This is a genomic window from Paenibacillus sp. FSL R5-192 (genome assembly GCF_000517845.1).
Lineage (GTDB): Bacteria > Bacillota > Bacilli > Paenibacillales > Paenibacillaceae > Paenibacillus > Paenibacillus amylolyticus.
On sequence record NZ_ASPR01000006.1, the window covers coordinates 115,879 to 141,160 of the forward strand.

At 44.1% G+C, this 25,282-nt stretch carries 24 protein-coding genes; 9 read left to right on the top strand and 15 right to left on the bottom strand.

Features of this window, described 5'->3' with window-relative positions; all coding sequences use genetic code 11:
• Window positions 1–320: 320 nt before the first annotated feature.
• Window positions 321–623 (top strand): transposase, encoded by a 303-nt coding sequence (locus tag C161_RS33470; protein ID WP_442789422.1) that lies wholly within the window; start codon window positions 321–323, stop codon window positions 621–623.
• Between the two features lie 265 nt (window positions 624–888).
• Window positions 889–1,185 carry a DDE-type integrase/transposase/recombinase gene (locus C161_RS33475; RefSeq protein ID WP_442789423.1) on the top strand — a complete coding sequence of 99 codons (297 nt, stop codon included), beginning with the start codon at window positions 889–891 and terminating at the stop codon, window positions 1,183–1,185.
• Between the two features lie 238 nt (window positions 1,186–1,423).
• On the opposite strand, the gene C161_RS04060 is transcribed toward C161_RS33475, so the two are convergent.
• The 3 genes from C161_RS04060 to C161_RS04070 all read right to left on the bottom strand — a co-directional run bounded on the left by C161_RS04060 (window position 1,424) and on the right by C161_RS04070 (window position 7,992).
• Window positions 1,424–4,357, bottom strand: coding sequence for a toll/interleukin-1 receptor domain-containing protein (locus C161_RS04060; protein ID WP_036668375.1), 2,934 nt, complete (start codon window positions 4,355–4,357; stop codon window positions 1,424–1,426).
• A gap of 456 nt (window positions 4,358–4,813) precedes the next feature.
• Window positions 4,814–6,586 (bottom strand): 23S rRNA (uracil(1939)-C(5))-methyltransferase RlmD, encoded by a 1,773-nt coding sequence (gene rlmD, locus C161_RS04065; protein ID WP_036668376.1) that lies wholly within the window; start codon window positions 6,584–6,586, stop codon window positions 4,814–4,816.
• A gap of 524 nt (window positions 6,587–7,110) precedes the next feature.
• A complete protein-coding gene (locus C161_RS04070) occupies window positions 7,111–7,992 on the bottom strand; it encodes a diacylglycerol kinase (protein WP_017690659.1) in 882 nt (293 codons plus the stop codon).
• Between the two features lie 525 nt (window positions 7,993–8,517).
• Between C161_RS04070 and C161_RS04075 the strand changes: the two genes are divergently transcribed.
• The gene (locus C161_RS04075; protein ID WP_036668377.1) at window positions 8,518–9,234 is read left to right on the top strand and encodes an NPP1 family protein; all 717 of its coding nucleotides are present in this window, start codon (window positions 8,518–8,520) and stop codon (window positions 9,232–9,234) included.
• Window positions 9,235–9,415: 181 nt separating this feature from the next.
• Here C161_RS04075 and C161_RS04080 read toward each other — a convergent pair whose 3' ends face one another.
• Window positions 9,416–9,832 (bottom strand): DUF4395 domain-containing protein, encoded by a 417-nt coding sequence (locus C161_RS04080; protein ID WP_017690661.1) that lies wholly within the window; start codon window positions 9,830–9,832, stop codon window positions 9,416–9,418.
• A 71-nt stretch (window positions 9,833–9,903) separates the two neighbouring features.
• Window positions 9,904–10,830: a ketopantoate reductase family protein gene (locus C161_RS04085; protein ID WP_036668378.1), complete on the bottom strand. Its 927-nt coding sequence runs from the start codon at window positions 10,828–10,830 to the stop codon at window positions 9,904–9,906.
• 168 nt (window positions 10,831–10,998) lie between these two features.
• Between C161_RS04085 and C161_RS04090 the strand changes: the two genes are divergently transcribed.
• Window positions 10,999–11,568 (top strand): TetR/AcrR family transcriptional regulator, encoded by a 570-nt coding sequence (locus C161_RS04090; RefSeq protein ID WP_036668381.1) that lies wholly within the window; start codon window positions 10,999–11,001, stop codon window positions 11,566–11,568.
• A gap of 146 nt (window positions 11,569–11,714) precedes the next feature.
• On the opposite strand, the gene C161_RS04095 is transcribed toward C161_RS04090, so the two are convergent.
• Both C161_RS04095 and C161_RS04100 read right to left on the bottom strand, forming a co-directional pair.
• Entirely contained in the window at window positions 11,715–12,500 is a 786-nt protein-coding gene (locus C161_RS04095; protein ID WP_036668382.1) for a sirohydrochlorin chelatase, read from the bottom strand.
• Between the two features lies 1 nt (window position 12,501).
• Entirely contained in the window at window positions 12,502–12,792 is a 291-nt protein-coding gene (locus tag C161_RS04100) for a YerC/YecD family TrpR-related protein (RefSeq protein WP_017690665.1), read from the bottom strand.
• Between the two features lie 454 nt (window positions 12,793–13,246).
• Here C161_RS04100 and C161_RS04105 point away from each other — a divergent pair, with 454 nt between their 5' ends.
• Entirely contained in the window at window positions 13,247–13,882 is a 636-nt protein-coding gene (locus C161_RS04105) for a hypothetical protein (RefSeq protein ID WP_051449573.1), read from the top strand.
• A gap of 133 nt (window positions 13,883–14,015) precedes the next feature.
• A complete protein-coding gene (locus C161_RS04110) occupies window positions 14,016–15,104 on the top strand; it encodes a DNA alkylation repair protein (RefSeq protein WP_036668383.1) in 1,089 nt (362 codons plus the stop codon).
• A 395-nt stretch (window positions 15,105–15,499) separates the two neighbouring features.
• Here C161_RS04110 and C161_RS04115 read toward each other — a convergent pair whose 3' ends face one another.
• The 5 genes from C161_RS04115 to C161_RS04135 form a co-directional block, all read right to left on the bottom strand.
• The gene (locus C161_RS04115) at window positions 15,500–15,961 is read right to left on the bottom strand and encodes a DIP1984 family protein (RefSeq protein WP_036668384.1); all 462 of its coding nucleotides are present in this window, start codon (window positions 15,959–15,961) and stop codon (window positions 15,500–15,502) included.
• A 128-nt stretch (window positions 15,962–16,089) separates the two neighbouring features.
• A complete protein-coding gene (corA, locus tag C161_RS04120; RefSeq protein ID WP_036668386.1) occupies window positions 16,090–17,049 on the bottom strand; it encodes a magnesium/cobalt transporter CorA in 960 nt (319 codons plus the stop codon).
• A 349-nt stretch (window positions 17,050–17,398) separates the two neighbouring features.
• Window positions 17,399–18,388 (bottom strand): inorganic phosphate transporter, encoded by a 990-nt coding sequence (locus C161_RS04125; RefSeq protein WP_036668387.1) that lies wholly within the window; start codon window positions 18,386–18,388, stop codon window positions 17,399–17,401.
• 14 nt (window positions 18,389–18,402) lie between these two features.
• Window positions 18,403–19,023, bottom strand: a complete 621-nt coding sequence (locus C161_RS04130; protein ID WP_017690670.1) for a DUF47 domain-containing protein — start codon at window positions 19,021–19,023, stop codon at window positions 18,403–18,405.
• A gap of 317 nt (window positions 19,024–19,340) precedes the next feature.
• The gene (locus tag C161_RS04135; RefSeq protein WP_036668388.1) at window positions 19,341–20,414 is read right to left on the bottom strand and encodes a DUF3048 domain-containing protein; all 1,074 of its coding nucleotides are present in this window, start codon (window positions 20,412–20,414) and stop codon (window positions 19,341–19,343) included.
• A gap of 337 nt (window positions 20,415–20,751) precedes the next feature.
• On the opposite strand from C161_RS04135, the gene C161_RS04140 reads away from it, so the two are divergent.
• The gene (locus C161_RS04140) at window positions 20,752–21,294 is read left to right on the top strand and encodes a DoxX family protein (protein WP_036606056.1); all 543 of its coding nucleotides are present in this window, start codon (window positions 20,752–20,754) and stop codon (window positions 21,292–21,294) included.
• Window positions 21,295–21,455: 161 nt separating this feature from the next.
• Window positions 21,456–21,668 (top strand): hypothetical protein, encoded by a 213-nt coding sequence (locus C161_RS04145; RefSeq protein WP_017690673.1) that lies wholly within the window; start codon window positions 21,456–21,458, stop codon window positions 21,666–21,668.
• A 173-nt stretch (window positions 21,669–21,841) separates the two neighbouring features.
• On the opposite strand, the gene C161_RS04150 is transcribed toward C161_RS04145, so the two are convergent.
• From C161_RS04150 to C161_RS04160, 3 genes are all read right to left on the bottom strand, one after another.
• The gene (locus C161_RS04150; protein ID WP_017690674.1) at window positions 21,842–22,627 is read right to left on the bottom strand and encodes a DODA-type extradiol aromatic ring-opening family dioxygenase; all 786 of its coding nucleotides are present in this window, start codon (window positions 22,625–22,627) and stop codon (window positions 21,842–21,844) included.
• Between the two features lie 103 nt (window positions 22,628–22,730).
• Complete coding sequence (locus C161_RS04155; protein WP_036606057.1) at window positions 22,731–23,561, bottom strand: alpha/beta hydrolase; 831 nt, start codon at window positions 23,559–23,561, stop codon at window positions 22,731–22,733.
• A 256-nt stretch (window positions 23,562–23,817) separates the two neighbouring features.
• On the bottom strand, window positions 23,818–24,051 hold the full coding sequence (locus C161_RS04160; protein ID WP_036606058.1) for a hypothetical protein: 234 nt from the start codon (window positions 24,049–24,051) through the stop codon (window positions 23,818–23,820).
• A gap of 412 nt (window positions 24,052–24,463) precedes the next feature.
• Here C161_RS04160 and C161_RS31370 point away from each other — a divergent pair, with 412 nt between their 5' ends.
• Entirely contained in the window at window positions 24,464–25,276 is an 813-nt protein-coding gene (locus C161_RS31370; protein ID WP_051449574.1) for a DUF1129 family protein, read from the top strand.
• Window positions 25,277–25,282 lie beyond the last annotated feature (6 nt).

Consider the following 25,282-nt stretch of genomic DNA (forward strand, 5'->3'; position numbering starts at 1 on the left):
ATTCATATCAACAATTATTTTAAGCAGCTTTTATTTAATATACCTTTTAACCTCATTAAATCAGGTATTTTCCACATTAAACACAAAAAAATAAGTAGCAGCTGAAATTAGCTGCTCAATAAAGCTGCATTGTTTTTACTTACAATTAAATCAACACTCGTTCATCTTCGAAGGATGTCAATCACTAATCCCTCCTAAGCCATTCAGTGTGTAATAAAAAACCGCCTCTAGAGGTGTGGTATTATCCCCTTTTAGTAGACAAGAGAAAAAAGAAATCTGTTAAGATGGACTTACTCTTGCCAAACGAATGGGATTTTTTTATGGCTAAAAAAGGACAAACTTTCTGGCGGTACGCCTTAGAATTGAAATTGGAGGCAGCCCGGCTGATTAACGAGGAACACATCAGTATACGTGAAGTAGCGACACGTTTAGATATTCAAAATAAATCTCAGGTACAAGTATGGGCAGCAAAAGCGAAACAGGAATTGGGTCCAGAACCTGCTACATCCAAACGCGGACGCCCTAAAACCAAATTTTCCAGTATGGAAGAAGAGATGGCTTGCGGGCGGAGATCGAATATTAAAAAAGGCAGTATCCAAATCTACACAAGGAGTGACGAGTAAAGCTGCCCGATTTCAAATCATTGAGGATCTGCGAGCACCCCATGGTCTGGTTTGGCTCTTGAAGTTAGCTGCGGTTTCCCGCTCGGGTTATTAAAAGTGGAGAAAAAGCAGATCAGCGGCAAAAGAGCGTAGACACAAGGAACATGAACTAAAATCGCATTGGTTTGCCATCCATCGCGTGCATCCTTACTTTGGCTATCTTCGAATGACGGTCGCTTTACGGAGGGAAGGCCTTAGAGTCAACCACAAAAAGGTGTACCGTTTAATGAAGCAACTAGGGATCTGTTCTGTGATCCGAAAGAAACTTCGATTCTTTGGAAAACAAGCTTCTGTGGTGAACCCCAACCGGCTTGAGCGACAGTTTCAGGCGGATACACCACGGACGAAGCTGGTCACCGACATTACCTATATTCGTGCTGGAGAACACTTTGTGTATCTCTCTGTCATTCAGGATTTATACAATAACGAAATTGTTTTGTGGCATCTTTCTGAACGAAATGATTTCGCTTTGGTTCATGAAACGCTAGATAGACTCCATCAGCACGTGGCGTCCGTGGCGTAATCCTGTACTCGGATCAAGGATTCCAATATACCTCGAAGACCTTTAATCGTAAACTGAAACAACTCAGCATGTTAAGGAGTCACTCCAGGTTTGAAATTCGCCTAGACAATGCCTGTATCGAGTCCTTTTTCTCACACTTAAAGACCGAGAAAATATACTTGAATAAGGCAGCAAACAAAGCAGAGGTCGAACTGCAAGTGAGCGAACACATATGGTTTAGGCACTCGGGTATTTAGGATTAGAACGTTATTTTCAAATACGGTAAAACACTACTACGAAAATAATCATCTATCATAATAGTTGTTTCATGTTCTTCACCAAGTACTTTTCTACTTAACGTAATTGCCTTAGAAAATAGTTCAATTCCTTCCCCTACTCTCTTTGTCTGCAAATAAAATACGGCAAGTGAATAGTAAGATTCAATAGTATCCTTATGTTCATCTCCAAAAAAATGCTTTGTAGAGTCCAAAGCTTGAATTAATAACGGCTCCGCCTTATCAAACTCCCTTTTTGAATTATATAAAATACCAAGATTATTTACCAAATCAATTGTTTTTGGGTTATTAGTGCCAAGGATTCTCTCTCTAATCTTAAGCGCATCTTTAAAAAATAATTCTGCCAAATCATACTGCTCTAGGCTCATGTGCAAATTCCCTAAATTGCAGTAGGACATTGACAAATCATAATGCCCCTCATCCAAGTGCTGTTTTCTTAGATTCATTGAATTCTCCAGCATTTCTCTGGCAGTTTCATAATTTCCTTTCCACATTAAAACCACACCTAAATTGTCATAAGTTGTAGCAAGCTCACGAGGTTCAATAGAAACAATTCTTTCTGAAATATCTAACGATTCATATAATAAAGGTTCTGCCTCATCAAAGAGATGATTTTCCATGTAAAAAGTAGCTAAATTATGAAGAGAAATAGCTATATCCGAATGTTCTGAACTATAGATATTTCTTCTTATATGCAATGAATCTTTAAAACATGTTTCAGCCAAATTGTACTTACCTAGCTTTGTATATACATTCGCTAAAGCATCAAGAATACTAGCGATATCTTCATTGTGCATTCCCGTAGTGTTACTTTTGATTCTTAATGATTTAACCAATAAACTTTCAGCTTTTTCAAATTCGCATACTTTAGTCAACAACACAGCGAGATTTCCCATAGATGTCGCTAAAAACGGACTTTCACTTCCATAAACACTTGTTTTTACAACAATCACTTCATTAAGCAATCTTCTTGCCTCTCTATAATTACCTGATGCTTGATATACCTGTGCCAAATTATCCTTCATAGTTAGTAACAGTATACTATTAGCACCGTAAACTGCTTCGCAAACTGGTATCGAACTTGAATATAGTTCTTCAGCTTCTGTATATCTACCTTGATCTTTATATAATCCAGCTAAATTATTTTTTGTTATTAGAGTTGCCTCCGAATGTATTCCAAATACTTCTTCTCTAATTTTCAGAGCTTCCATATACATGCTCTCTGCCTTTTTAAAATCTTCAAGTACAAAATTAAAAAATGAACCAAGTTGATGATATAAAAGAGATACTTTTCCTGTTTCAACTTTGTAACGATTTCCATGGTTAGCTATTGAAAGAATTTGATCAACCATTTTCTTATATATCATCCAACTGTTTTTGTTTTCAAGTTCGTAGTCTAAATGATCATGAACTAGTTCAACTAAAAATCTTATGTATTTTTGAGAATCGATAGTCATCTGAATAACTTCTTGTAATAATCGATGAATACTTATTTTGTCCGATGAATACTTTATAAGCGAGTATTCTTTCAATTCACATATTATATCATTTAACTCTAAAACATTATTCACTTTTTCAGATAAAGGGGCTTCCAGATGCTCTGCTAAAGTGGTGAAAAACTGGATATCAACGCTATCAGCATATAAAAACGCTAGGATATCTAATAACTGTCTAGAACTTTCATCATGTATTTTATCTAATGAAATAAACCATGTAGTTGCAACTGAATAATTATACTTTAATGGTGGATACTTTTTCAAAATTTCAATTCTGAATTCATCAAATAAATCCTTGTATTTATCATAAGAAATACTGTTATTTATTATATATGCAGAAGCTTGTTCCAAAGCTAAAGGAAGATGTCCTAATACTGCGAGCAAAGTATCCAATCCAGATTCATCTTGCAAATTAGTTCTGTTTCTCATAAAAATAGAAGCTTCTACTTCACTAAATACATCAATCTCCAGAACCTCACCAAATTTATTCCAATTCGTATGCCTTGATGTAATTATTATGTGTCCTTGCGGATTTATTGGTAGATAATCATAAGTTTGTTCTAGAGTCTCTGCATTATCAAAAATAAATAACCATCTACTATTTTGACTTGTCCAACTGTTTATTGAAGATAATATTATCTCAGAATCTTCAATATTACTTTCGATCAATCCCATTTTATATGCAAATTCCCTATATCCATCAATAATTCTCTTAGAATCTTCCGCTTCTATCCACCAGACAACATCATACTCAAAACCACTATTATAAGCATACTCTAGCGCTAATTGAGTTTTTCCTACCCCTCCTGTACCAGTTAGTATTTGAGAAACACTAGAATTATTATTCTTAGTAAATTCAGAGTTAATTTGATTAAGGATAATTGATCTCCCAGTAAAATGCTTATTCCGCCTTAATTTTATATTATTTATAGGTAATTCCCCGCTATTATATTTTTTTTTTGTACCTGGAAACCCCTGTGAATTTCTAGCTCTTTTTGATAAATCAACTCCATTTATTAGTTTAGTTTTGGCAATTTCCTCTTCCAGACCAAATAAATCTATATAAACTATTTGTTTAAGCAAGCCTTTCGGTTTATGATCACTTATTCTAACTGGAATTAACTTTGACTTTTCGCTGGTAGGATCTTCTGCAAAAGCTGCTTGCCACTCTGACTGGGTATAAAGAGATTCATAATATTTTTCTGACAATATAGCAATTGTTCTCTTACAATTTATTGTAGCTGTATGCATAGATTGAATGAAATTAGTACCTGGAGTAAAATCCCATGCTTGAACTAGAGTAGTATATCCCTCATTTTCTAACTTCTCTGCAACCCAAGTCGCCCAACGTTCATCTGTACTGGTATAGCTAATAAAAAAGTCTGTTTTTTCACTTTTCATTCGATCTCCTCCTGAGTAATAATATCAAAGCATTCTGCAAGACAAAATCCAATTAACATATCTGACTAAATTTAGTATATCATTTGGTAGTCCATTTCCAACATTAATTCCAGAAATCTTTTCTATTTTTAACAAGACCACCCTTAATATTGATGAAACCTCATATTATTGTAGTCTTTTTAGTTCTATGTACCTTACGCAGATATCTTAATAGAAACCACTAAATTTGCAGTTGCCCATGCACTATAGCATAGATCTACTTACTGATCCACAATTTGTAGTGAAATTATAATAGCACCTCAAAATATTTCATACCTTTAATATTCCTAATTGACTGAAGCATGATCAAACACTCTATGCTCATTAAATTAATTTCGTTATCTACAAATCCAGCCCAATCTCAAGAGAGTTTGGGCTGTCTGCATTTTAGATATAGGTAAATGTGGCTCCAAAACACTACTCCCTAACCAACAACGCACAGCACTCCACATGCACCGTATGCGGGAACATATCCACCGGCGTGACCTCCACCGTGCGATAGCCGCCATCTTCCAACACACGAAGATCACGTGCCAGCGTACTCGGATTACAACTCACGTAAACCACGCGTTCCGGCTTCATCTCCAGGATGGTATCCAGCAAACGTGGATCGCAGCCCTTCCGCGGTGGATCGACAACGATCACATCGGCTTCGATGCCTTGTTCTTTCCAACGTGGAATAACATCCTCGGATGCACCAACTTCGAACTTGACGTTGCGCATCTCGTTCAATAGAGCATTGCTACGCGCATCCTCAATCGCTTCGGGCACGATCTCTACCCCGTACACCTGATCCGCATGTTGCGCGAGGAAAAGAGAAATCGTACCGATGCCGCAATAGGCATCAATTACTGTCTCTTTGCCGCTCAGTCCTGCGTACTCTACCGTTTTCCCATAAAGTACTTCCGTCTGCACCGGATTTACCTGATAGAACGAACGGGCAGAGATCGCAAACTGTACATCACCGATATAATCATAGATTACATCACGGCCCCACAGGACGCGGGTCTCATCGCCAAAGATAACGTTGGTCTGTTTCCTGTTCACGTTCTGGCAGATACTCGCTACATGCGGAATCGCTTCACGGATACTGCCAATCCATTCGTCTTTGTACGGAATATCTCGACCATTGGTGACCAGAACAAGCATCATCTCGCCTGTACGGAACGCCTTCTTCACTACCACGTGACGCAGCAAGCCACGACCTGTCTCTTCGTTATAGGCGCTAATTCCAAAATGACTACCGATCTCTTTAACCTTTGCGACCACTTCGTCATTGTGCTCATGCTGAATGAGACAGCTCTCCATATCGATGATCCGGTGACTTCCTTTGGCGTAAAAACCACCTACCAGACCACCCTCGGTCACACCAATGGGCACCTGTGCCTTGTTCCGATAGCGCCATGGCTCGTCCATACCCATAGTAGGCAGTACACGAATGCCCTGCTCCGTATCTTCTTCGTTCATGACACCTTCGAGACGAAAACGAATACGATTACTTCCAATCATCTGTGCTTCAGAAGATGCTTGTCCAGGTTCAGTTGTCTGATTCGCATCATGTTCCAACCGTTCCGCCAACTTCGCCTCATCAACTGAGGCGTCATCTTGCGCGTTGGATGCCAACGTCTCCGCATCCTCCACCATCACGTTCAATTTGCCAATCCGTTGCAAATTATCTACGACCAACTGGCGCTTCCACTCAAGCTGTCCGGCATAGCTCATATGCTGGATCTGGCATCCGCCGCACTGATCGTAGATCGGGCAAGGCGCGGACACACGATCCGGGCTTGCTTTCACGATTTCCAGCAGTTTGGCGTAGCCGTACTGCTTCTTGGTTTTCATTACGCGCACACGGACGGTTTCACCTGGAAGCGCACCTTGCACAAAGAGCGTGTATCCATTCGCACGACCTACACCCTCACCGTCATGGTTCATACCAATGATGTCGATGACGGTCTCTTCATTTTTGCTAACGGGCAGTCCTTCGATTGGTGCAGATTCACGCGCTCTCCCCTTTGGACGAACGGCAGAAAGAGATGCGCCTTGTGGCCGCACCTCTTTTCCCTGCTGACGTGTAGATGGACGAGATGATTGACTTGGCTGACGGGACGCTGAAGCGTTCCCTTGCCCCTGAGAGGCAGCCGAATTCCGGCGGTTTTTTCCACGACCGCTGCGGTTCGTATTAGACAACGTACATTCACTTCTTTCTTCTTATATGGTATCACATCAAAAAATAACGTTCCGAATTTCTAATGAACTTCAGAAACGTTATATCAAGTTCGGATGTTGTTTCCCGACCTTTTTCGGTCATTTTCTCCAAAATAACGACGCTGAGATTCGTTAAATTCGCAGATCCGGCGATTTCGCCACATTAAGGCTTTCTGAGTTCGTTAGCCGCCACCCGGGCAATCAACCAAACGCTACATTCAGCACGGTGTATCACATTGCAGTACGTCGAACTAGACCAGCACTCTTAACTTTCACTGTTCATGTTCACTCAATCACCACAATGTGCCCTGTATCCGCTCAACGTATGGTGACCACATGAGATTATACGCGATCCCACCGTACACAGCAACTGGAAAATACACTTCCATCTCGCCTTACGGCAGAGCTGAATCCAACTCTCCTCACCACTTGTGCGATGCTATACAACAACCACTGCGGCATTAACGCTTTCCGCAAGCGACCACATTCTCCGCCAAGTGCCAAGTTTAACGATACAACATCAGATGATGACGCAAATTCGTAAAGGTAGCTGGCAATGTACCGCCCAACTCTCCATCGAGGTTCAATTGTACATATCCCGGGGACGTAACTTCCATATGACTCGTCTGGAAATGAACCACTTTCTTGTCGTTCAGATGCTCCCCACGCAGCGCGAGCGTTACGAGGCGAATCATATCGGCCAGATTACATTTGCGGACACCGATCACATCGAACAGACCATCATCGATGGTTGCACCTGGAGCCAACTTCTCAAATCCCCCGACCGAATTGGTATTGGCGATGAGGAATAACATGAATTCATCATGGATCTCTTCCTGACCGTCGGCGCGAATAATCAGCTCCTGAGGAGACAGGCTCGCCATTTTCTCAATACCCTTCATGTAATAGGCCAGTTGCCCAATCATCGTTTTCAGACGACTCGGTACTTCATAGGTCAGTTCAGTCAGTGATCCGCCACCAGCGATGTTGATAAAATATTTATCATTCGCTTTGCCCAGATCGAGCGGACGAAGTTGCTGGTTAATGACCAGATCCACGTAATCTTCCCACTGTCTCGGAATGCCGAGTGCACGTGCAAAATCATTCGTTGTTCCCAAAGGAAACACACCCAGCGGAGGACGGTTCTCCCGCTCAGCCATACCGTTAATCACTTCATACAACGTGCCATCGCCACCAGCAGCAATAATCATGTCATATCCGCGTTCAATTGCCAGTTCAGCTTCCCGGGTTGCGTCACCTTCACCCGTTGTTGCGTGACATGAAGCTTCAATACCACCTTGATCCAAACGCTGCAAAATATCAGCCAGACGTTTCTTCATTTCTTCCCGGCCTGAGGTCGGATTATATATTAAGCGAGCTTTTTTCATCTCATACGCCACCTATTCCACATTATCCATGAGTCTAAACGACCTCATATTCTTACGTTGCATCAGTCCACAAAAGGGCATATTTTTTACACAATAATGAACTTCCGTTAATGTTGCTCTAATCTTTCGTCTTACCTATATCTATGCATCAGGAATTCCGTCTCATTCCAAAGCCTTTAACTCCTATCATATCATCAAATGTAAAGATGTCCTAGCCTGTAATCCATAAGTATATTTTAACATATCCGTACCCACTAATCTGCCTATTACCCAATAAACCTCACGCACTGCTCCTGAATCTTCCCCACTACCTTTTATGTAAAATAGTCTCATTAATCAACCATTCTGCCCGCTTGGACAGGAATTAGTCTTCGATTTCGATGATCTACATATGATTATGACATAGATATGCTACAAATTTACAAATCTTAAGATGAAAAGATAAATAACATAAACCTTTTTCCAATATAGTTTTAGTGCACCCTCAATTTAACACCACATCATACCCTTGAAGGAGAATTGTAAATGAAAAAAATCGTGTTAATGCTCCTGGTCTTTCTTATGGCATGTATTCCTTGGGTCACCGTTGTTGAAGCAGCAGAAATTAATCATGATCAGGTTGTCGGATTTCAGGAAGTCTCCCCAGTCACCGTAATGCAACAAGCAGCCAAGCGTTTTCAGCCATTTCTAAAAGTCTATCATGGTTGTGTACCTTTTCCCGCAGTGGATCAACAGGGCAATACCAGCGCTGGCTTGAATACGTCCGGGTCATCGAATGGGAACTGTAGCTCAAACACAGGGCAGATCTACTCCCGCTCCGCATGGCACAATGGGGTGTGGGCTATCATGTATTCGTGGTATTTCCCCAAAGACTCCCCTTCCTCTGGACTCGGCCATCGTCATGATTGGGAAGGAATCGTCGTGTGGGTCGATAATCCGGCAGCTCCCAATTCCAAAATCCTCTCTATCGCATATTCCGGTCACGGCCAGTTTACAAAAGTTACACCGAGCAATAACAATACACAAGGTAACCATCCGTTGATTTCCTATAATAGTACCTGGCCGCTGAACCATGAGCTTGGCGTTACTAATGCTGTTGGCGGAACTCAGCCTTTAATCGGATGGGACGATCTGACTTCTGCGGCACGAAATGCACTCAACACGACAAACTTCGGTAGCGCCAACGTGCCTTTCAACGATAACAATTTTACCAACAATTTAAATAAGGCCTGGTTCAGATAAAAAAAATCCCCTTCAAGTGGCAGCTCACTTGAGGGGGATTTCATTATAATGCGATCGTATCCCGATCGCCATATAGGTCCAGCTAAAAGCTTGCCGCAAGAAAGCTCCTCGGAACATGACTCGTCTTTATCCTTACTCGAAGAATAAGTTATTCTGTCATCGTATCGCTCATCAGATAACCTCAAAATCCGATTTTTCTGCCTGCACGCAGCTGTTTATACCAGAAATAGACGGTGCAGCCTACACAATAACCCAGCAGTGCCGCGCTTGCAGCCGCGAGAAGCATGACGGAGAATACATAACCTGCGGCTACCCAGCCAAGCGAGAACGAGATGAGTGCCAGAGACAGGAAGAGCACGGCCAGAATATTGTTGAATCGCTGCAGCTCCACCGCCTGCGTCTCTGTACCTTTACCAGTCAACACAGCTTTCCCAATCTGCACAAACAGATTAAGCTTGCCACTGGAAGCCAGACCAACCACCTGAATGACCCACAGCGCTCCCAGAACTACAATTGGATTGAACACAAACGAGAGTAAAACAAATAATACAATACCGACCTGATTTGCTTTCACATAACGCATGGGCACTTCCCGCATCTGTATATCTCCTTATCCCCATTTTATTAGTTGGTTTTATTGTAGTCGGTATTGGGTTAATGAGCAACACTTCATTTTAGGGGAGTAAAATCTCTTTTCAGCACATCCCAATGGGGAGTCGGGGTGCCTGTTGTCTTTTTCCAATCGGTAAATGCATTATTTAACGCCTCAATCTCTCCAAACGAACCCGCGACCAGCTTATGAACCGGAAGCATGCTATAGATCTTCAACAGAAGGTACAACATCCGTTGATGCTTGCGGATCATTTTAGCCTGAATCTCCGGTATAATCGTTATGCCCATAGCTTCAAGAACGCTAAAGCCTTCATCCATCGCCCCAATCATATGTTGGATTTGCTTTCTGTTCCCGTCCAACTTGATCAACTCACGCTCCTCATTAAAGCTCACCGCATTAAGCATCAGAATGGGGATGATATGGCTTTTCAGCCAGGCATCAATATCGCTCAGAACATTTAACTTGTATTTCACATGTTGGAAAGCTTGATCCAGCAAAGGTTTAAAGCCTATTTCACCGTCCAGACTTCCAATTACCATTTGTCCGCTGCCTCCACCGACCGATAACATGCGGTCCTTTTCCCGCTTCCCTGCACTCACATGGAATCCAAACGCGACCTGTTTTGCTACCCTGCTGTTTTCCTCCAAAAAGTTTTGCATGCTTCGTGCATCTGCGTTGTTTCCCACAATCACAATATTGCTGCTCTGATTGTCTGCCAGGATAGGTAACACTGAAGGAAAATCGTTATATTTCATGACAACAAAAATCAGATCATATTGGTCATCCACTTCCAACGTTCTGGCTACCCGAACCTGATCAACTGTCGTTTTGAATTGAAAAATATGCCGGATGACGATTCCATCCTTCTCCAGCTCCTCTGCCCGCTTCCCTCTAGCCAGAATAGTAACATCATTCCCGCCACGTACCAGAACTTGTGCCAGTTGACTGCCCAAAACACCTGCACCATACACTAATATTTTCATTGGTTATCCCTCTATTTCATATTTTATCAATATTCGTTGCTTTATGAACATTTGTTGATAAAATAAGATTAACAAAGCACCTACTGTGCTTCAATCGTTAAAATATCTGTTTTTGTTGAATAATCAACGAATGATTCCTTATTGTTGAAAACCATCATAGGAGGGGCCATGGACAGACGAGTACTCAAGACACGAAAGGCGATAATCGAAGCTTTTGTGGGGTTACTGGAAGAACGGGATTTCGAGCAAATTACGATAAACGATATTGCTGATCGGGCTAATGTAAACCGAGGAACCATCTATTTGCATTACGCTGACAAGTTCGACCTGTTGGATCAATGCATTGAGACCTATTTGCAGCGGTTGTTGGATGCCTGTATGATCGAAAGCCCTACTACAACACCCGTTACGGCCAAGGATGCGCTGCTCCGAACCTTCAGTTATCTGGAACAGCATGCCTCTACCTATACCACACTTCTAACTAAAAAAGGTATTCCAGCGTTCCGTAGTAAGTTGATGACATTGTTGGTCCAGGGAGTGGAGGAACAGATGGATGCCTGTGGCATCCAGGAAGGTATGAAAAAAGAGATCACCATACAGTTTCTTGCTTCCGCTGCTGTGGGCCTCCTGGAGTGGTGGATTATGAACTCCATGCCTTATCCGGCCGAGGAGATCGTTGACCAATTAATAAATTTACTGGAGCTACATCTGCAATTGCACGCACCCATTAATGGATAAATGAATCCTCGCTCAAGTGATCTACAACAAACAAAAACCACGTCCTTCGACGTGGTTTGATTGTTTATGAAGCTATGGAGTTCAAATCAATTGATACTGCATCACTACGAGCGATGTGATTACACACCTATGCCAAAGCAATCACTTCAAGAAGAAGCTTTAACTTCATTACATCTCTCCAGCAAAATCTGGATCTGACGCTCCAGCCACTGTCCAAGCAATGGATGTGGTAATAGTGTCTCACCGCTGTACACATAGTTCAGTTCTTGCAACCGACCCGGGATAACGTTCCTCGTGAAATAACCGGCACTCAAAAACAGCGGCGCCACAATGACTCGGTTCCCCCGCTCTTCGCTCCAGTACTTCACTTTTTCGTACACACTCTCCGGATTCAGCAATGCATAATCCGTATGGGCTACATCACTAACTTCCTGCACACGCTCTGCAAGGGAAGAAATTCCGGCTTCCCAACGCTCGCGAAAACCATCATGAATACTCCCATGGCCAACCAGCAGAATCGTTTCTTCCTCCGGTTGCTGCGACAGTAATCGGACTTTGTCCCACACCATCACGGCAATATCTGGATCGTTATCCACCGGATAACCGAAGTGAACCCGAGCCTTCACATCGAACGGTTCCAGATCCGTTTCGCGATCAGGTGTTTCCTTTGCACCAATGGCATATTCAATTTCATCCACATGTGTACTCCCGGACGAAACAAATAGAGGTACAACCAGAATATCGGTTACGCCTTGGGCTTCCAGTCGGTCGATACCGTCCTGGATCAGGCGTCCTTCCACAAGTTCAAGAAAACCGGCTTCAACCGGTAATGGAACAGGCAGATTCAACCGGGAGATCGCGTCATCGACGGATTCCACCCAGGTCTGCTCCTGTGAACCGTGACTGATGATGAGTACACCCGGCTTCTTCATGTTAGCGTCCCAGGCGTTCCAGCGTCATTTTATAACCATCATTACCGTAATTCAGGCAGCGTTTCACACGTGAAATTGTAGCTGTACTCGCACCTGTCTCTGCTTCAATCTGGTTATACGTATTGCCTTTACCCAACATACGAGCCACTTCCAGCCGCTGGGACATGGATTGGATCTCGTTAACTGTGCAGAGGTCATCAAAGAACACATAACACTCTTCAATATCTTTTAGCGTCAAAATAGCCTCGAATAGTTGTTCAATGCTTTTATCATTTAGCTTTTTCAGCTGCATTTCATCATCATCCCCTAGCGGTTACTGTGTACCTACATTGTACTCACCCTGAGTTGGTATTTCAAGCGTTACCGATTTCACGCACTACAGAATAAAAATACATGTTACCGCTTACAAAAGGTACTATTGTCCTCCCCTCACGTACATCGGGCTAAATTAACGCGCTTTTTCCCAGTTTTCACCTGTATATATCCGATTACTTATGTAGGATTTCAATCCTTCTAAATGTGACAATTTTGTGTCTAAACTGCATTTTACTCTTCGTGAACCTGCCATCTTACATGCGCCCAAATCCGCAAATATCCCATTTTCCGGGATACCCGCCTACGCCGTCTCTCCGCGAATGACATACAGTATAACAAAAGGGAGTTCCACAAGGGTCTATGATGTACATCTGTCATGCAACTCATGGAACGCAATTCCGAAATCCAACATAGAAGGAACGTGATCGTTCATGCCACAGCATTATTATCACCGCCAGCCGGCACCAGGGCAGCGTCCGACTTCTCATGCTCATCGGCAGGCACATACTTCTGCCTATATGCCGCCCGGTGTGGTTCCGCGGTCTTTGAATGAAACCCAGCTCCAACCGATGTATCCTGGAGTAGAGCCCCATTACCCGAGCTTCGGTGAAGTCGAAGCTTCTGCAGTCGTACCCTATGGGCAGGGTGTGGCTGGCGGGAACTTTTATGGAGGCGCAGCTCAGGTTGTTCCCCCAGCTCCGGTAACGGCGCCTGCTACTGGCAGTTCCGGCTTTTCATTAGCCAACATCGGTGAGTTAAAAGGAATGATCGACCGCTTCGGTGGTATTGATGGAATCATGAGTGGAATTGGCAAAATGCAGAAGGTCGTTGGTGGTATCCAGCAGATGGCTCCGATGATGAAACTCGTTATGGGCATTCTGCCTTTTGGAAAAGGAAAAACGGATAGCAGCGCGGCCGATGCAGACTATGAAGAATATAAGCCGTCCCGCAAACGCAAAAACAAACGTCGGAACAAAGCAACGAATGTTCCACGTCGCCGTAATACGACTCCAACCCGTCGCAAATCCAATTCCACAAAGCGCCGTCCCAAAAGTCGCAAAGGTTAAGAAAATTCAGGCACCCCCATACAGAAGGTGGGTGCCTTAACACCGTTCATCCGTATAGAAATAAATTTCAGGAACTTACGTTCTTATTTCTGTAATTTGAGGTATACTGGATAGTAACTAAAGGAGGCGGACCATGGAACTTATCAAAGACAAATACACTCCCGCATTAATCGATCGGACCGGCGAACAGATGCGTCAATTCTACCCGAAGCTGGATACACAGCAATTTCATGAATTGGTTTTCGCCGAAGGCTGGGAACAGTTGGAATTCAAAGCGCGCATTCGCAGAATCACACTGGCTTTGACCCAGGTACTGCCGGACAATTATGAGGAAGCATTACATATTATCGAACAAGCCGCCCCTACGATGAGAGGCGTTGAATATCTGTTTGTACCGGATTTTATCGAAGTGAACGGACTTGACCCAGAGGATTACGAGTTATCCATGAAGTATCTGACCCTCTTCACACCTTATTCCAGCTCGGAGTTCGCGGTACGCCCGTTTATTGAACATTATCCAATCCAAACGATGAAACATATGATGGCGTGGGCAGAGAGCAACAACGAGCATATCCGCAGACTTGCCAGTGAGGGCAGCCGGCCACGTTTGCCATGGGGTGCGAAACTCCAGAACTTTATCACTGATCCAACACCTGTACTTCCGATTCTGCATGCATTGAAACAGGACGAGTCCCTCTATGTTCGCAAAAGTGTCGCCAATCATCTGAATGACATCTCCAAGGACCACCCTGAACTGGTTATGGATCTGGCCACGACCTGGTACGGACAACATGCACACACAGACTGGATTGTCCGGCATGCCAGCAGGTCATTACTGAAGAAAGGACATAGCAAAGCACTGAGTCTTTTTGGTTATAACGAGCAGGATTCGATTCACATTGAGCAGCTTCAGCTTGTCCAGGATACGATTAGCATTGGCGAGGATCTCCATTTTTCGTTTGATGTCGTTAATGAGAGCGGCGAGTCACAGATGCTGCGAATTGAATATGAGATGGGTTATATGAAGGCCAACGGCAAACAGGCCCCCAAACGGTTCAAATGCTCCGATAAAATGTACCCGACAGGCAAAACCAAGGTAGCCACTAAACAATCGTTCAAAATCATCACAACGAGAAAATACTATGCTGGACTACATACGCTAACGATTGTTGTGAATGGTAAAGAGGCAGCAACAACTTCTTTTATCCTTGAATTGGAGTAACAGGAAGACCTCATAAGTTATACACAGCTTATTGCTGCGGAATAGTTATTCACATGTGGATACATTTTTTTCAAAACTTCTTATAGAAGAATCAGAAAGGCCACCTGGCAAACATCATCTCCCGACATTTATTACTGCCCGAGATCATGGCCCAGTGGCCTTCTTCATATGTAGTTCAAACTGCAATTCCCCTTACCCACCCTCACCGCTATCCAAAGACCTGCATATGGTCGTAACAATTAGAAAGATACACGATACATCCATGCTGCGCATTCTTGTAACAATATTGGGCTAAATGATGATATGGGTTAGACATGGCCCAGCGTCTACCAGGTTTCCAACTTCCCGTTGGTGGGTTATGCTCGCTTCATTTGGATAGGGTTACCGACGCAGTTTTATTCCTCGATTAAGTCTATGGTCCAGTTCTTCTCCTGAATTTTAAAATCCAGTTCCCGGTAGGATTTCGAAAGGCTATCCACTTTTTGTTGAATATCTGCTATGTTCACGGTTCGCTCATACTTCACTTCAGAACGACTGTACCGATCCTGGCGAATGGACGCATTCTGCAAAACCTCGTTAAACGATGCTCTTTCTTGCATGATTCCATCCCGCTCTGCAAGGGCATCTGCAAGCGTAACTCCAGCTGTGAAGTCAGTCTGTGCATTGGTCTTATTAATTTTCTTAACCAATACCGTCAGGCTCCGGATCGTATTCTCCAGGTCAATCATAAGCAACTGTGGGTCCTCTGCTGGCTGTTCACCTTCCTGAACTTTAACTACGCGTTCCAGACGTTGCTTGAGCTGAGCTATCTTCTTCTGCTCATCTGCACGCAGTACAAGAGCCTCTGCCAATCTCATCGTATCCCATCCTTCCACAATGATATGTATGGATAATTCATCCAGAATCTATTCACATATCGTTATATTTTACCTGTGGATACACGTTATTACAAGTTTATGTTACTAACATCTGATTACACTCGTTCTCACTTAAACCAGCCCCGTTTTACAAACCAGGCCACCATGCTTCCACCAAGCACAAACATCAACAGCAACACAGCCCCATACCCAAACTTCCATTGAAGCTCAGGCATATAGGCAAAGTTCATGCCATAAATACCCGCGATCAGTGTGAGCGGCATAAATACAGTCGTAATCACCGTGAGTGTCTTCATGATCTGATTCATCCGGTTGGAGTTCAGGGAAATATAACTATCGCGCAGGTCAGCAGTCATCTCCCGATCGGCTTCAATCATGTCCGTCAGCTTCAATAAATGGTCATAGATATCGGTAAAATAAGCCGTATGTTCACCTGTTCGCTGCACATGCTGGGAGTTCACCACCCGATAGAGCAGATCCCGCATCGGTACTACGGTTCTTCTAAGCTTCAGCAATCGAGTCCGCAGATCAAACACCTGGTTCATCAAGTCTTCAACTGACTCCTGTCCACCCCGGTTCTCCAGTTCGGCCAGTTCATCCTCAATGGCAAATAGAGACGGAAAATAATGATCGACCAACTTGTCCATCACCGTATAGGCTGCTGCCACCGGACCTCGCGCCCAGATGGTTCGTTCATGTGCATGGTGCAACAAGCGTTCCCACGCTTCATCCACTTCCTCCAATACGCCATGATGAAAAGACACTAGGAAGTTTGATCCGAGAAACAAGTCAACCTCCTCGGCTTCCAGTGTGGACGGGTTCAGTGCATGGAGCACAAGAAACTGAAGATTATCATAATAATCGAGCTTAGGCCGCTGCAATACATGCAGACAGTCCTCAATAGCTAAAGGGTGAAAATGAAAATATGTATCCAGCAAACGGCTTTCCTCTTCCGTAGGCTGGTTAAAATCTGCCCATACCCAGGCATAATCGTTCAGATCCAGCTGTGTAAGTGGTACGTTAACGGAGACTTGATGTTCTCGTGTAATGGCGAGTGTACGAATCATAAATTAGACCACGTCCTTGTCCTGTATCTTTACGTCATTGTACAACTTTAACCATAGGTACGTCTCCCACGTGTCCAAAATATCCACAGACGCATTTAAACTCGACAACAAAAAAAGCCAACCCTGTTGGCTTCTCTCATTTCCCTATCCACAGTTCCCTGTATCCACAGGAATATCTTCTTTTGGTTTATCATTCCACGGATGGCTATCCACATATCCAGCCTGTCCACACGTTCATGCACAGGCGTCTCTTGATTTTGGTTGTATATTTATCCACATATCCCGATATTCACACAGTTATGAACAGATTGTCTGGTAACTCCGAATTTGTTCGGGATAACTTCTCTTTTTAGAAAATAATCCAGTACAATAACCCTGCCAGTGCCCCAGTAATCGGAATCGTAATGAACCACGTAATAATAATACGTCCAGCAAGTCCCCATTTCACAGCAGAGAAACGTTTCGCGGAACCCACACCCAGAATTGCTGATGTGATCGCGTGCGTTGTACTCACTGGAAGGTGAAGCAACGTTGCTGTGAAAATAACGGATGCAGCTGACAGATCGGCGGCAAATCCGTTGATCGGTTCAATTTTAAAGATTTTGGTACCCATCGTTTTGATGATTTTCCAACCACCAATGGATGTACCCAGAGCCATCGCAGTTGCTGCTGAGATTTTAACCCACAGCGGAACATCCAGATTATCCTGCACACCTGCTGCAACCAAAGCAAACGTAATAATACCCATCGCTTTCTGTGCATCATTCGTACCATGCGTGAATGCTTGCAGTGCTGCCGTGAAAATCTGTACCGTACGGAAACCTTTGTTCACGTTATGCGGACTGCGTTTGGCGAAAATATATTTGAGAATCGTCATGACCACATAACCGATGGCAAATGCGATCAGAGGTGATAATAACAAACCTCCAACGATATCAATGAATCCGCTCCATTTCACTTTATCAGATCCTGCGCCAACGAGTACGGCACCTGCAAGGGCTCCAATAAGTGCATGTGATGAGGAAGACGGAATACCAAACCACCATGTAACCAGGTTCCAGATAATCGCTGATATCAAGGTGACTATGACGACCTCTATCCCGTTATCCAGCGTGGTGGGGTCGGTCACACTCCCCCCAATCGTCTTCGCAACGCCTGTGAACATCATCGCACCGACAAAGTTCATCACCGCTGCCATAAGAATAGCTCGACGCGGCGTCAGTGCTCGGGTTGAGACCGAAGTCGCAATGGCATTGGCCGTGTCGTGAAAACCGTTGATGAAGTCAAACGCCAGTGCAAGGAAGACGACTATACCCAATACCCAAATCGTTGTTTCCATTATTCTCTGGCTCCTTAAGAATTACGCATAATGATGGATTCAAGCACGTTCGCCACGTCTTCACAAGCATCCGTTGTTGTCTCAAGACGTTCGTAAATTTCCTTACGCTTGATCAGTTCAATCGGATCAGACACGGTAGCGAAGAGATGTTTGATACACATGCGCAGCACTTCGTCGCCTTGGTTTTCCAGATCATTCAAACGAATGGTATACTCACGGATCGCGAGCAATTTTTTCTGGGACAGCAGATGGATCGCCTTCTGAATTTCGTAAGCCGATTGGCGCAAAATTTCAGCAAACTGTATGACGAACTCATCATCTGGATCTGTCAGTTGGTACATATAGAAACGGGAAGCCGTTGCTTCGAGTCCGTCCAATACGTCATCAAGTGTTGTTGTCAGCTCCATAATATCATCGCGTTCGATCGGCGTGATAAATGTTTTGTTGAGTTCTGTAATGATCGTATGCACGTAATCATCACATTTCGACTCGTACTTCTTCATTTCATTAGCAAAAAGAGTCACATCCTGAAGGTTGGAAACATGCTGGGAGAAATAATCTGCCGCTTGAACAACCGTATCTGCCATATTCTCCAGTGTCTCAAAAAATATATCCTTCTTCTTCTTAAGCTTCATAGCTCTATCCCCTTTACGAGAAAAATTGCCGACAACCGATGAAACATGAAATGACAACCTTTGATATCTTATCATATTTGTTTCATGGTTTGTACAAAAGGTGTGATCCTTTTTTATATTCTTATCACATTAATCTGAAATGAATCTTAATTATTTGGAATAATGGTAAATTCAAGTCAAGATTTTACACTGCGTTTACAATTCGACATCAAAATTCAAAATCGACACGATTCTACTTTTCACGCTAAGGACAAATATAATGCCTTTTCGACAACAAAATGAATACATGTTTCATTGTTTTCTTTCATTACATCCTTTTATTGCTGCGCAGCCAGCTTCACATGACTGGAAAATTCCGGTTGATTGGGAACAATGCTGATAAAGGTTTTACCCGGTACAAGAGCAACTTCACTGCCACCTTGAACAAACCGTATAATATCCCCCTGCTTCTTCACCCACTGCCCACGAATCATCTTGCCCTTCTGAAAAAGCATGGCTTCCCCGCCCTGTTCCAAATTAACGGACAACCGACCTACATTATCGAGCACCTTGTGATCTGCACCTGCCACAATGATGTTTGCTGCACCAAGTTGAGTCCCATTATCCAGATCCTGATCTGCCTTGCCATTCACCATTCTCATATATCGTCCGCTAACTTCATCATAATCATACGTCACCCGGTAACTATCCAATAAATAATGGATATCAAATTGCTTCACTGCCTCTCCTACGGATGTCGCGCCTTCTTCGTTATAATTGTATACCGGCGACTTGAAATCATGGCTGTAACCCTTGATGTCTGACCCTTCTCTCAGCTTGTCCGCTGAAGTATACAGATTATGTGGGGCTTTACGATCCGAGGAACGCCAGAAGTAAGGTCCACCATTCGAGATTTCATCCATATGCTGTTTCTGCTGCCTTTGCAAAATGGAATACGCCTCCGGACTGCCTCCGGCGTGAACAAGTACCCCATCATAACTCTCGCCGAGCTCAATTAGATATGGACGTATACTGCGAACGGGTCCAACCGTCTCCGCACCGCCTTCACTCTGGAAGATGGCTATGAAACGGGTAATGCCTCCCTCAGCGAGAACTTCAAGAATGATATCGGCTGAACTTAGACCCGATTGGGGCCGAGCTGCGGGTGCATTATTAATCATTACGGCGAGTGGTCGACGCGTAATCGCTTCATCTACAGGCAGACCCGTCAGAGGTGCTGTATAGAGAGACGTATTGGATTCCTCCACGTGTTCTTCTTGTACAGGTGCAGGTGTCGGTTCTGGCTGAACTGGCATCTGCGCCACCTCCTGGTTTTGGCAAGCAACAAGACTTAATGAGAGAATAAACAGAGATGCAGCCGATGCTACTTTGTTCCATTTAAAAAGCTTCAATATAGGACCTCCTGAACGATATGGCCTGGTTCTAAGTTGTGATATATGTCTCATGTGGGCAACCATTTCACGTATTTCTTTCCATTTAATCACACCCTATCCGATTTGTCTGCGCCCAGAAGGCCTTGATACAGCTTGAAATTCACATTTGAAACAGCATATAGCCAGAAAAATATGTCCTAAATGTGAACTTCTCAAACCTTACTTAAAATTTGAACTAGATTGTGATTTTAATCACAAACAAAACAACTTTTGAACTATACAATAAAGACATCAAAGGTGATCACTTAGAAAAACAAAAACAACACACACTAGATTCCATGAAGGAGTGGTTCATATGTTCAGCACAAACCAATGGCTTAGAGAAAACAAAGTAGCAATGTGGATTTTGACAGTACTTCGGGTGTATATCGGTTATGATTGGATGACTCACGGATGGAGCAAATTGACTGGCGGATTCCAAGCTGGCGGGTTCTTGGCCGGTGCGGTAGAAAAAGCAACAGGTGATCACCCGGCTGTCCAAGCTTGGTGGGCAACGTTCCTTGAAAAATTCGCAGTACCAAACGCAGGACTGTTTGACTTCGTTATCCCATTGGGTGAATTCCTTGTAGGTTTGGGTCTCATCCTCGGTTGCTTCACTACACTAGCAGCACTGATGGCTATGGTCATGAACTTCGCGTTCCTCTTCTCGGGAACAGTAAGCACGAATGCTCAACTGGTTGTAATGGAAATCTTCCTTGTCGTTGCTGGTGCAAATGCAGGTAAAATCGGGCTGGATCACTGGGTACTGCCTTACCTTCGCGGATTGTTCACTCGTAACAACAAAGGCAATCTTCCTAAAGACACACCAACGATTAGCCCAACTCAAAAAACAGCTTAAGCAATCATTCATAGCATAAAATTCTCGGCCCTGCTCCCAATCCCCCTGGAGAGCAGGGCTTTTTACTTTTCAAAAATAGCCTGGATACTCTGTCTGACTTGCTCAGCCACAGAAAATCGTATTATGATGAAATAAAGTTGAATTTCAAAGGAGTACACGATATGCCGACCCAGCGACGTCTTGAGACCGATGCGGACTTCCAGGAAGCCATGAATATGAAGTATAAGGTTCGAGTTTTTAAAGATAATCACCAGATTGACTCCGGTGGCATCATTATCCGTTTTGACAGCAACACCGTAGTAGTACAATCCAGTGTCAGTGAGCTCGCTTATCATTCGCGTACAGACTGTGAATTGTTCGAAATCCGCAAATAAAGATCTATTGCATGAATAAAGTCCTCATATTGAAAAAAGGTTACTGTAGCCCTTCAAGGGTGTAGAGTAACCTTCTTTTGTTTATATATTGTAATTGTATGCATTAATACACGTTATGTTATCCGTACGAAACTGGCTTCAAACACCATAATCAGGCTGTTGTCTGTTCCAAGTTACACGCCGTCTCCAAACTGCCAGCAGTTCAAACTGAGCGTTCCGTAAGGGTAAGACTGGAATAGACGCTTCGCTGATCGGGACATATCCGCTGTACCCATGGCGTAGAACAAAGGTGCAATGTGTTCTGTACCATACGACGGAACCGCCGTACGTGCATGAGGGGCTTTTTTCTCATATTGAAACAGTTCTCTTGTGTTCCACTGCTGCAAGCGCTCCCCAATCCAGTTATCAAATTCAACCGCCCACTCTTGCGGTTCATCCGTATTGCCCAGCAATCGCAAATTGTGAACCGTTCCACCGCTGCCAATGATTAACACATCATCATGACGTAACTGTTCCAGCATTCGGCCAATATCATACTGTTCCTGCGGCGTACGCAACGAGTCTACAGATACAGCAATCACAGGTATGTTAGCCTCGGGATACATATGGAGCAACGGTACCCATACGCCATGATCCAGCCCTCGGCCTCGAATCGGCTGATGTGCCAGATTGCTGCGGGTGAACAAAGCACATATCTCGTTCGCTAAATCTGGCTGCCCAGATGCAGGGTATTCCATCGTATACATTGTAGAAGGAAATCCGTAAAAATCATGCAAGGTCTGATGTGTATCATCCATCGTCACGGACGGTTCAGGACAATCCCAATGCGCCGTAAATACGACAATGGCTTTCGGAGCCGGCAGCCTGTCTCCAAGCTGGTTCAAGAAGTGAGTGTAGTCATTGCTCTCCACCGCCAGAGCGGGAGAACCATGCGCAATGAAAAGTGCGGGTAATGTCATTGCTGCCAACCTCCAGACACGGATAGAATGCTTACTCCTCTATTTTACCCTTAAGAAGGCGCTTTTCCAAGCTGACATCCCCAAACAGTTGTAATCCTGCCACTTATATCATCCAGTGTTGCCAATCCTGCTCGATCTTCTGACGTTCGCCAAGCCACTCTCTGGTACGCGTAATTAGCTGTTCCCGCTCTTTACCTGAAGAGAAGGTGTGATCGCCCTGGAAGATGATCTCCTTGTCACAGCGGCCCTCTTGGCGCATCCAGAATACCTTTTGATACAGGAATGCGTAGTCTACAGGAATAATCTCATCTGACGTGCCATGCACGACGAGTACATCTCCGCTAAACTTAACTGCTTCCTGGAATGGCTGTTGTTCAGCAAGAGACTCGAAGAACGTCGGTGTGAATTTGTACCCCAGATAATCAGCCGCACCCAGTTTCACGCCTTCATCGTATACTTCCCGTCCCGTAATCTTCACGATATCATTGAATGGATAACCCACGGAGGACCACATAACCAGGTTTTTGACACGTTTGTCACGTACAGCAGTGAGTAATGCAACGGCACCACCCAGACTATGACCAATCAGCGTAACACGCGTAGGATCTACATCACTGCAATTCACCGCGTAGTCCAGCACCGAGCGAGTCTGCAGCACCATGGACTCCAGTCCCTCCGCTCCATACTCCCCACTGCTCTCTCCGCAACCGATATAATCGAAACGCAAGACCAGATAACCGTCTTCAGCCAGCTCCCGTGCAGTCTTTACAAACAAACGATCCACGCCGATTCGGCTACCAACGAAGCCGTGGCAGATGACCGCCAGAGGGACCCGTTGCTGACTCTTCTCCTCCTTGATATCTTTCACGACCGGATAATGAATCGTGGCTGTTAATTCTTCCTGTCCATGACGGATACTGATCTGACGTTCCATACCGATTTCCCCTTTCCACCCTTAGCCTGTTAACTTCCATTTATTAAATATATATATAATCCGATAAGTTTAGTGTGTATTAAGATGTTATTCATATATTATCATCCCGTAACCTTCAAGTCAACGTAAGTAAGAACCCTTTCTACGTCGACTACTAATCTACATTTTATCGGATAATAAGCGCAAAAAAATGAGCCACGCTGATGACAGCTGGCCCGGATATCATTTGGAATTCAAACCAAGTGTTGCAGGATCGTTATTCGTAGCTTCTACGGAACATCTCGTGGGTCTCCACCCTTCCATTCCACTCATGCTCATGACCCGAATCAGTATTGTCCCAGAAACTTCTTCCCTTCAAATTGCCATCTGTCAGTTCTTCTGCATACTCCGTATCCTCCAGGTTCTCTTCAAAGGATACAACTTCGTCCACGACTCCACGGGAGTTGCTGTTCAGTAGCAGCTTCCGCGTCAATTCTGTTTGTTTATCCATAACAAGCACACTCCAATCTTGGATTTCTGTTGGAAATGCTACTATTGTGATGGAATCGGCTGCTCTTTATGCATACTTCACACAATCGTTAGATCTGTGAGGCGTGAGGGTATTTTTTCACATGAACGGGGGAAAATAAACGAACAAACATAGGCAGCATATGCCTCGGAATCCTTCTGTCGAAAGGAATGAATTCATGGAACATCTACTGGATTGGATTCAACATCACGGTAAACTGGTGCTGTTATGCACCTGTGTTATACTGGCCTGTGTATGGATATGGGTCCACCATGAGCAGCTTTTTTATAAGGAATGACTTTGCGAAACGAGAGCCCTTCCCGTATACTAAAATACCGTCAGGGTCTTCAGTCAATTGGAAGATCAGAACGTGTGTAGACAGGGGGAGCAATCATTGGGGATTTCCTATAAGAAGCTTAAAGAAATACAGAATCGGCAAATAACTGAGATGAGTCGAATGACACCTGAACATGTGAAATTGTATGACGAGATCAGCACAATTGCGCGTCATGCGCCAGCGGACGAGAGAACACAGGAAGAGTGGATACTCTCCGCAGGAAAAGCAATCGTACAGGCTCAGCGGGATAACAAACCCGCTCGCGAGTTATACGGACCTGATCTGGAACAAGACATCCATGCACAGCTCGGGATTACAAATACAGCACCGGAGAAGACGGCTGCCGTTGAGGTGGGTAAATCCAGCCCAACCCGTGATAATAGTTCAACAGCTTCATCGAAAAAGAATGCCAACGCTGTAGAACCACAGCCAACTGAGAATCCAGAGCCTGTGAAACGGACACCAAAGTGGTATGCCATGATCGCTTGGGCGGCTTTGTCTTTTGTCATGTTGATTCAAGGATGTGTGGGATTGTTCGTGGGTTGGACTGGCGGAGATACGGAGCCGTTCCAACACATCAGTCTGTTCTCTCTGCTCGTTGCGGCAGTTGGCAGTATCGCATTGGTGGAGATGCTTCGCCGCCTTGCTGAGCGACCGGACGATGAAGGAGCGGACAAGAACACCGTACCTAAGGTTAACCTTAAGGGAATCATCATCTACATCGTCATCGTGGTCCTTGTGCTCTTTGTAGGGTATCCACTGCGTGATAAACTTCCGGTATTTACACTGGCTCCGTGGGTGAGTGCGGTGATCGGAGTTGTGGGACTTGCAACGGTAAGGCCTTTATTTGGACAAAAGAAAACAGCATAACACGTT

Excerpts from the sequence above, each read along its gene's own strand:
- C161_RS33470 (WP_442789422.1), top strand. The coding sequence starts at position 321 with ATGGCTAAAAAAGGACAAACTTTCTGGCGGTACGCCTTAGAATTGAAA.
- C161_RS33475 (WP_442789423.1), top strand. The coding sequence starts at position 889 with ATGAAGCAACTAGGGATCTGTTCTGTGATCCGAAAGAAACTTCGATTC.
- C161_RS04060 (WP_036668375.1), bottom strand. The coding sequence starts at position 4,357 with ATGAAAAGTGAAAAAACAGACTTTTTTATTAGCTATACCAGTACAGAT.
- C161_RS04070 (WP_017690659.1), bottom strand. The coding sequence starts at position 7,992 with ATGAAAAAAGCTCGCTTAATATATAATCCGACCTCAGGCCGGGAAGAA.
- C161_RS04075 (WP_036668377.1), top strand. The coding sequence starts at position 8,518 with ATGAAAAAAATCGTGTTAATGCTCCTGGTCTTTCTTATGGCATGTATT.
- C161_RS04080 (WP_017690661.1), bottom strand. The coding sequence starts at position 9,832 with ATGCGGGAAGTGCCCATGCGTTATGTGAAAGCAAATCAGGTCGGTATT.
- C161_RS04085 (WP_036668378.1), bottom strand. The coding sequence starts at position 10,830 with ATGAAAATATTAGTGTATGGTGCAGGTGTTTTGGGCAGTCAACTGGCA.
- C161_RS04090 (WP_036668381.1), top strand. The coding sequence starts at position 10,999 with ATGGACAGACGAGTACTCAAGACACGAAAGGCGATAATCGAAGCTTTT.
- C161_RS04095 (WP_036668382.1), bottom strand. The coding sequence starts at position 12,500 with ATGAAGAAGCCGGGTGTACTCATCATCAGTCACGGTTCACAGGAGCAG.
- C161_RS04100 (WP_017690665.1), bottom strand. The coding sequence starts at position 12,792 with ATGCAGCTGAAAAAGCTAAATGATAAAAGCATTGAACAACTATTCGAG.
- C161_RS04105 (WP_051449573.1), top strand. The coding sequence starts at position 13,247 with ATGCCACAGCATTATTATCACCGCCAGCCGGCACCAGGGCAGCGTCCG.
- C161_RS04110 (WP_036668383.1), top strand. The coding sequence starts at position 14,016 with ATGGAACTTATCAAAGACAAATACACTCCCGCATTAATCGATCGGACC.
- C161_RS04115 (WP_036668384.1), bottom strand. The coding sequence starts at position 15,961 with ATGAGATTGGCAGAGGCTCTTGTACTGCGTGCAGATGAGCAGAAGAAG.
- corA (WP_036668386.1), bottom strand. The coding sequence starts at position 17,049 with ATGATTCGTACACTCGCCATTACACGAGAACATCAAGTCTCCGTTAAC.
- C161_RS04125 (WP_036668387.1), bottom strand. The coding sequence starts at position 18,388 with ATGGAAACAACGATTTGGGTATTGGGTATAGTCGTCTTCCTTGCACTG.
- C161_RS04130 (WP_017690670.1), bottom strand. The coding sequence starts at position 19,023 with ATGAAGCTTAAGAAGAAGAAGGATATATTTTTTGAGACACTGGAGAAT.
- C161_RS04140 (WP_036606056.1), top strand. The coding sequence starts at position 20,752 with ATGTTCAGCACAAACCAATGGCTTAGAGAAAACAAAGTAGCAATGTGG.
- C161_RS04145 (WP_017690673.1), top strand. The coding sequence starts at position 21,456 with ATGCCGACCCAGCGACGTCTTGAGACCGATGCGGACTTCCAGGAAGCC.
- C161_RS04150 (WP_017690674.1), bottom strand. The coding sequence starts at position 22,627 with ATGACATTACCCGCACTTTTCATTGCGCATGGTTCTCCCGCTCTGGCG.
- C161_RS04155 (WP_036606057.1), bottom strand. The coding sequence starts at position 23,561 with ATGGAACGTCAGATCAGTATCCGTCATGGACAGGAAGAATTAACAGCC.
- C161_RS04160 (WP_036606058.1), bottom strand. The coding sequence starts at position 24,051 with ATGGATAAACAAACAGAATTGACGCGGAAGCTGCTACTGAACAGCAAC.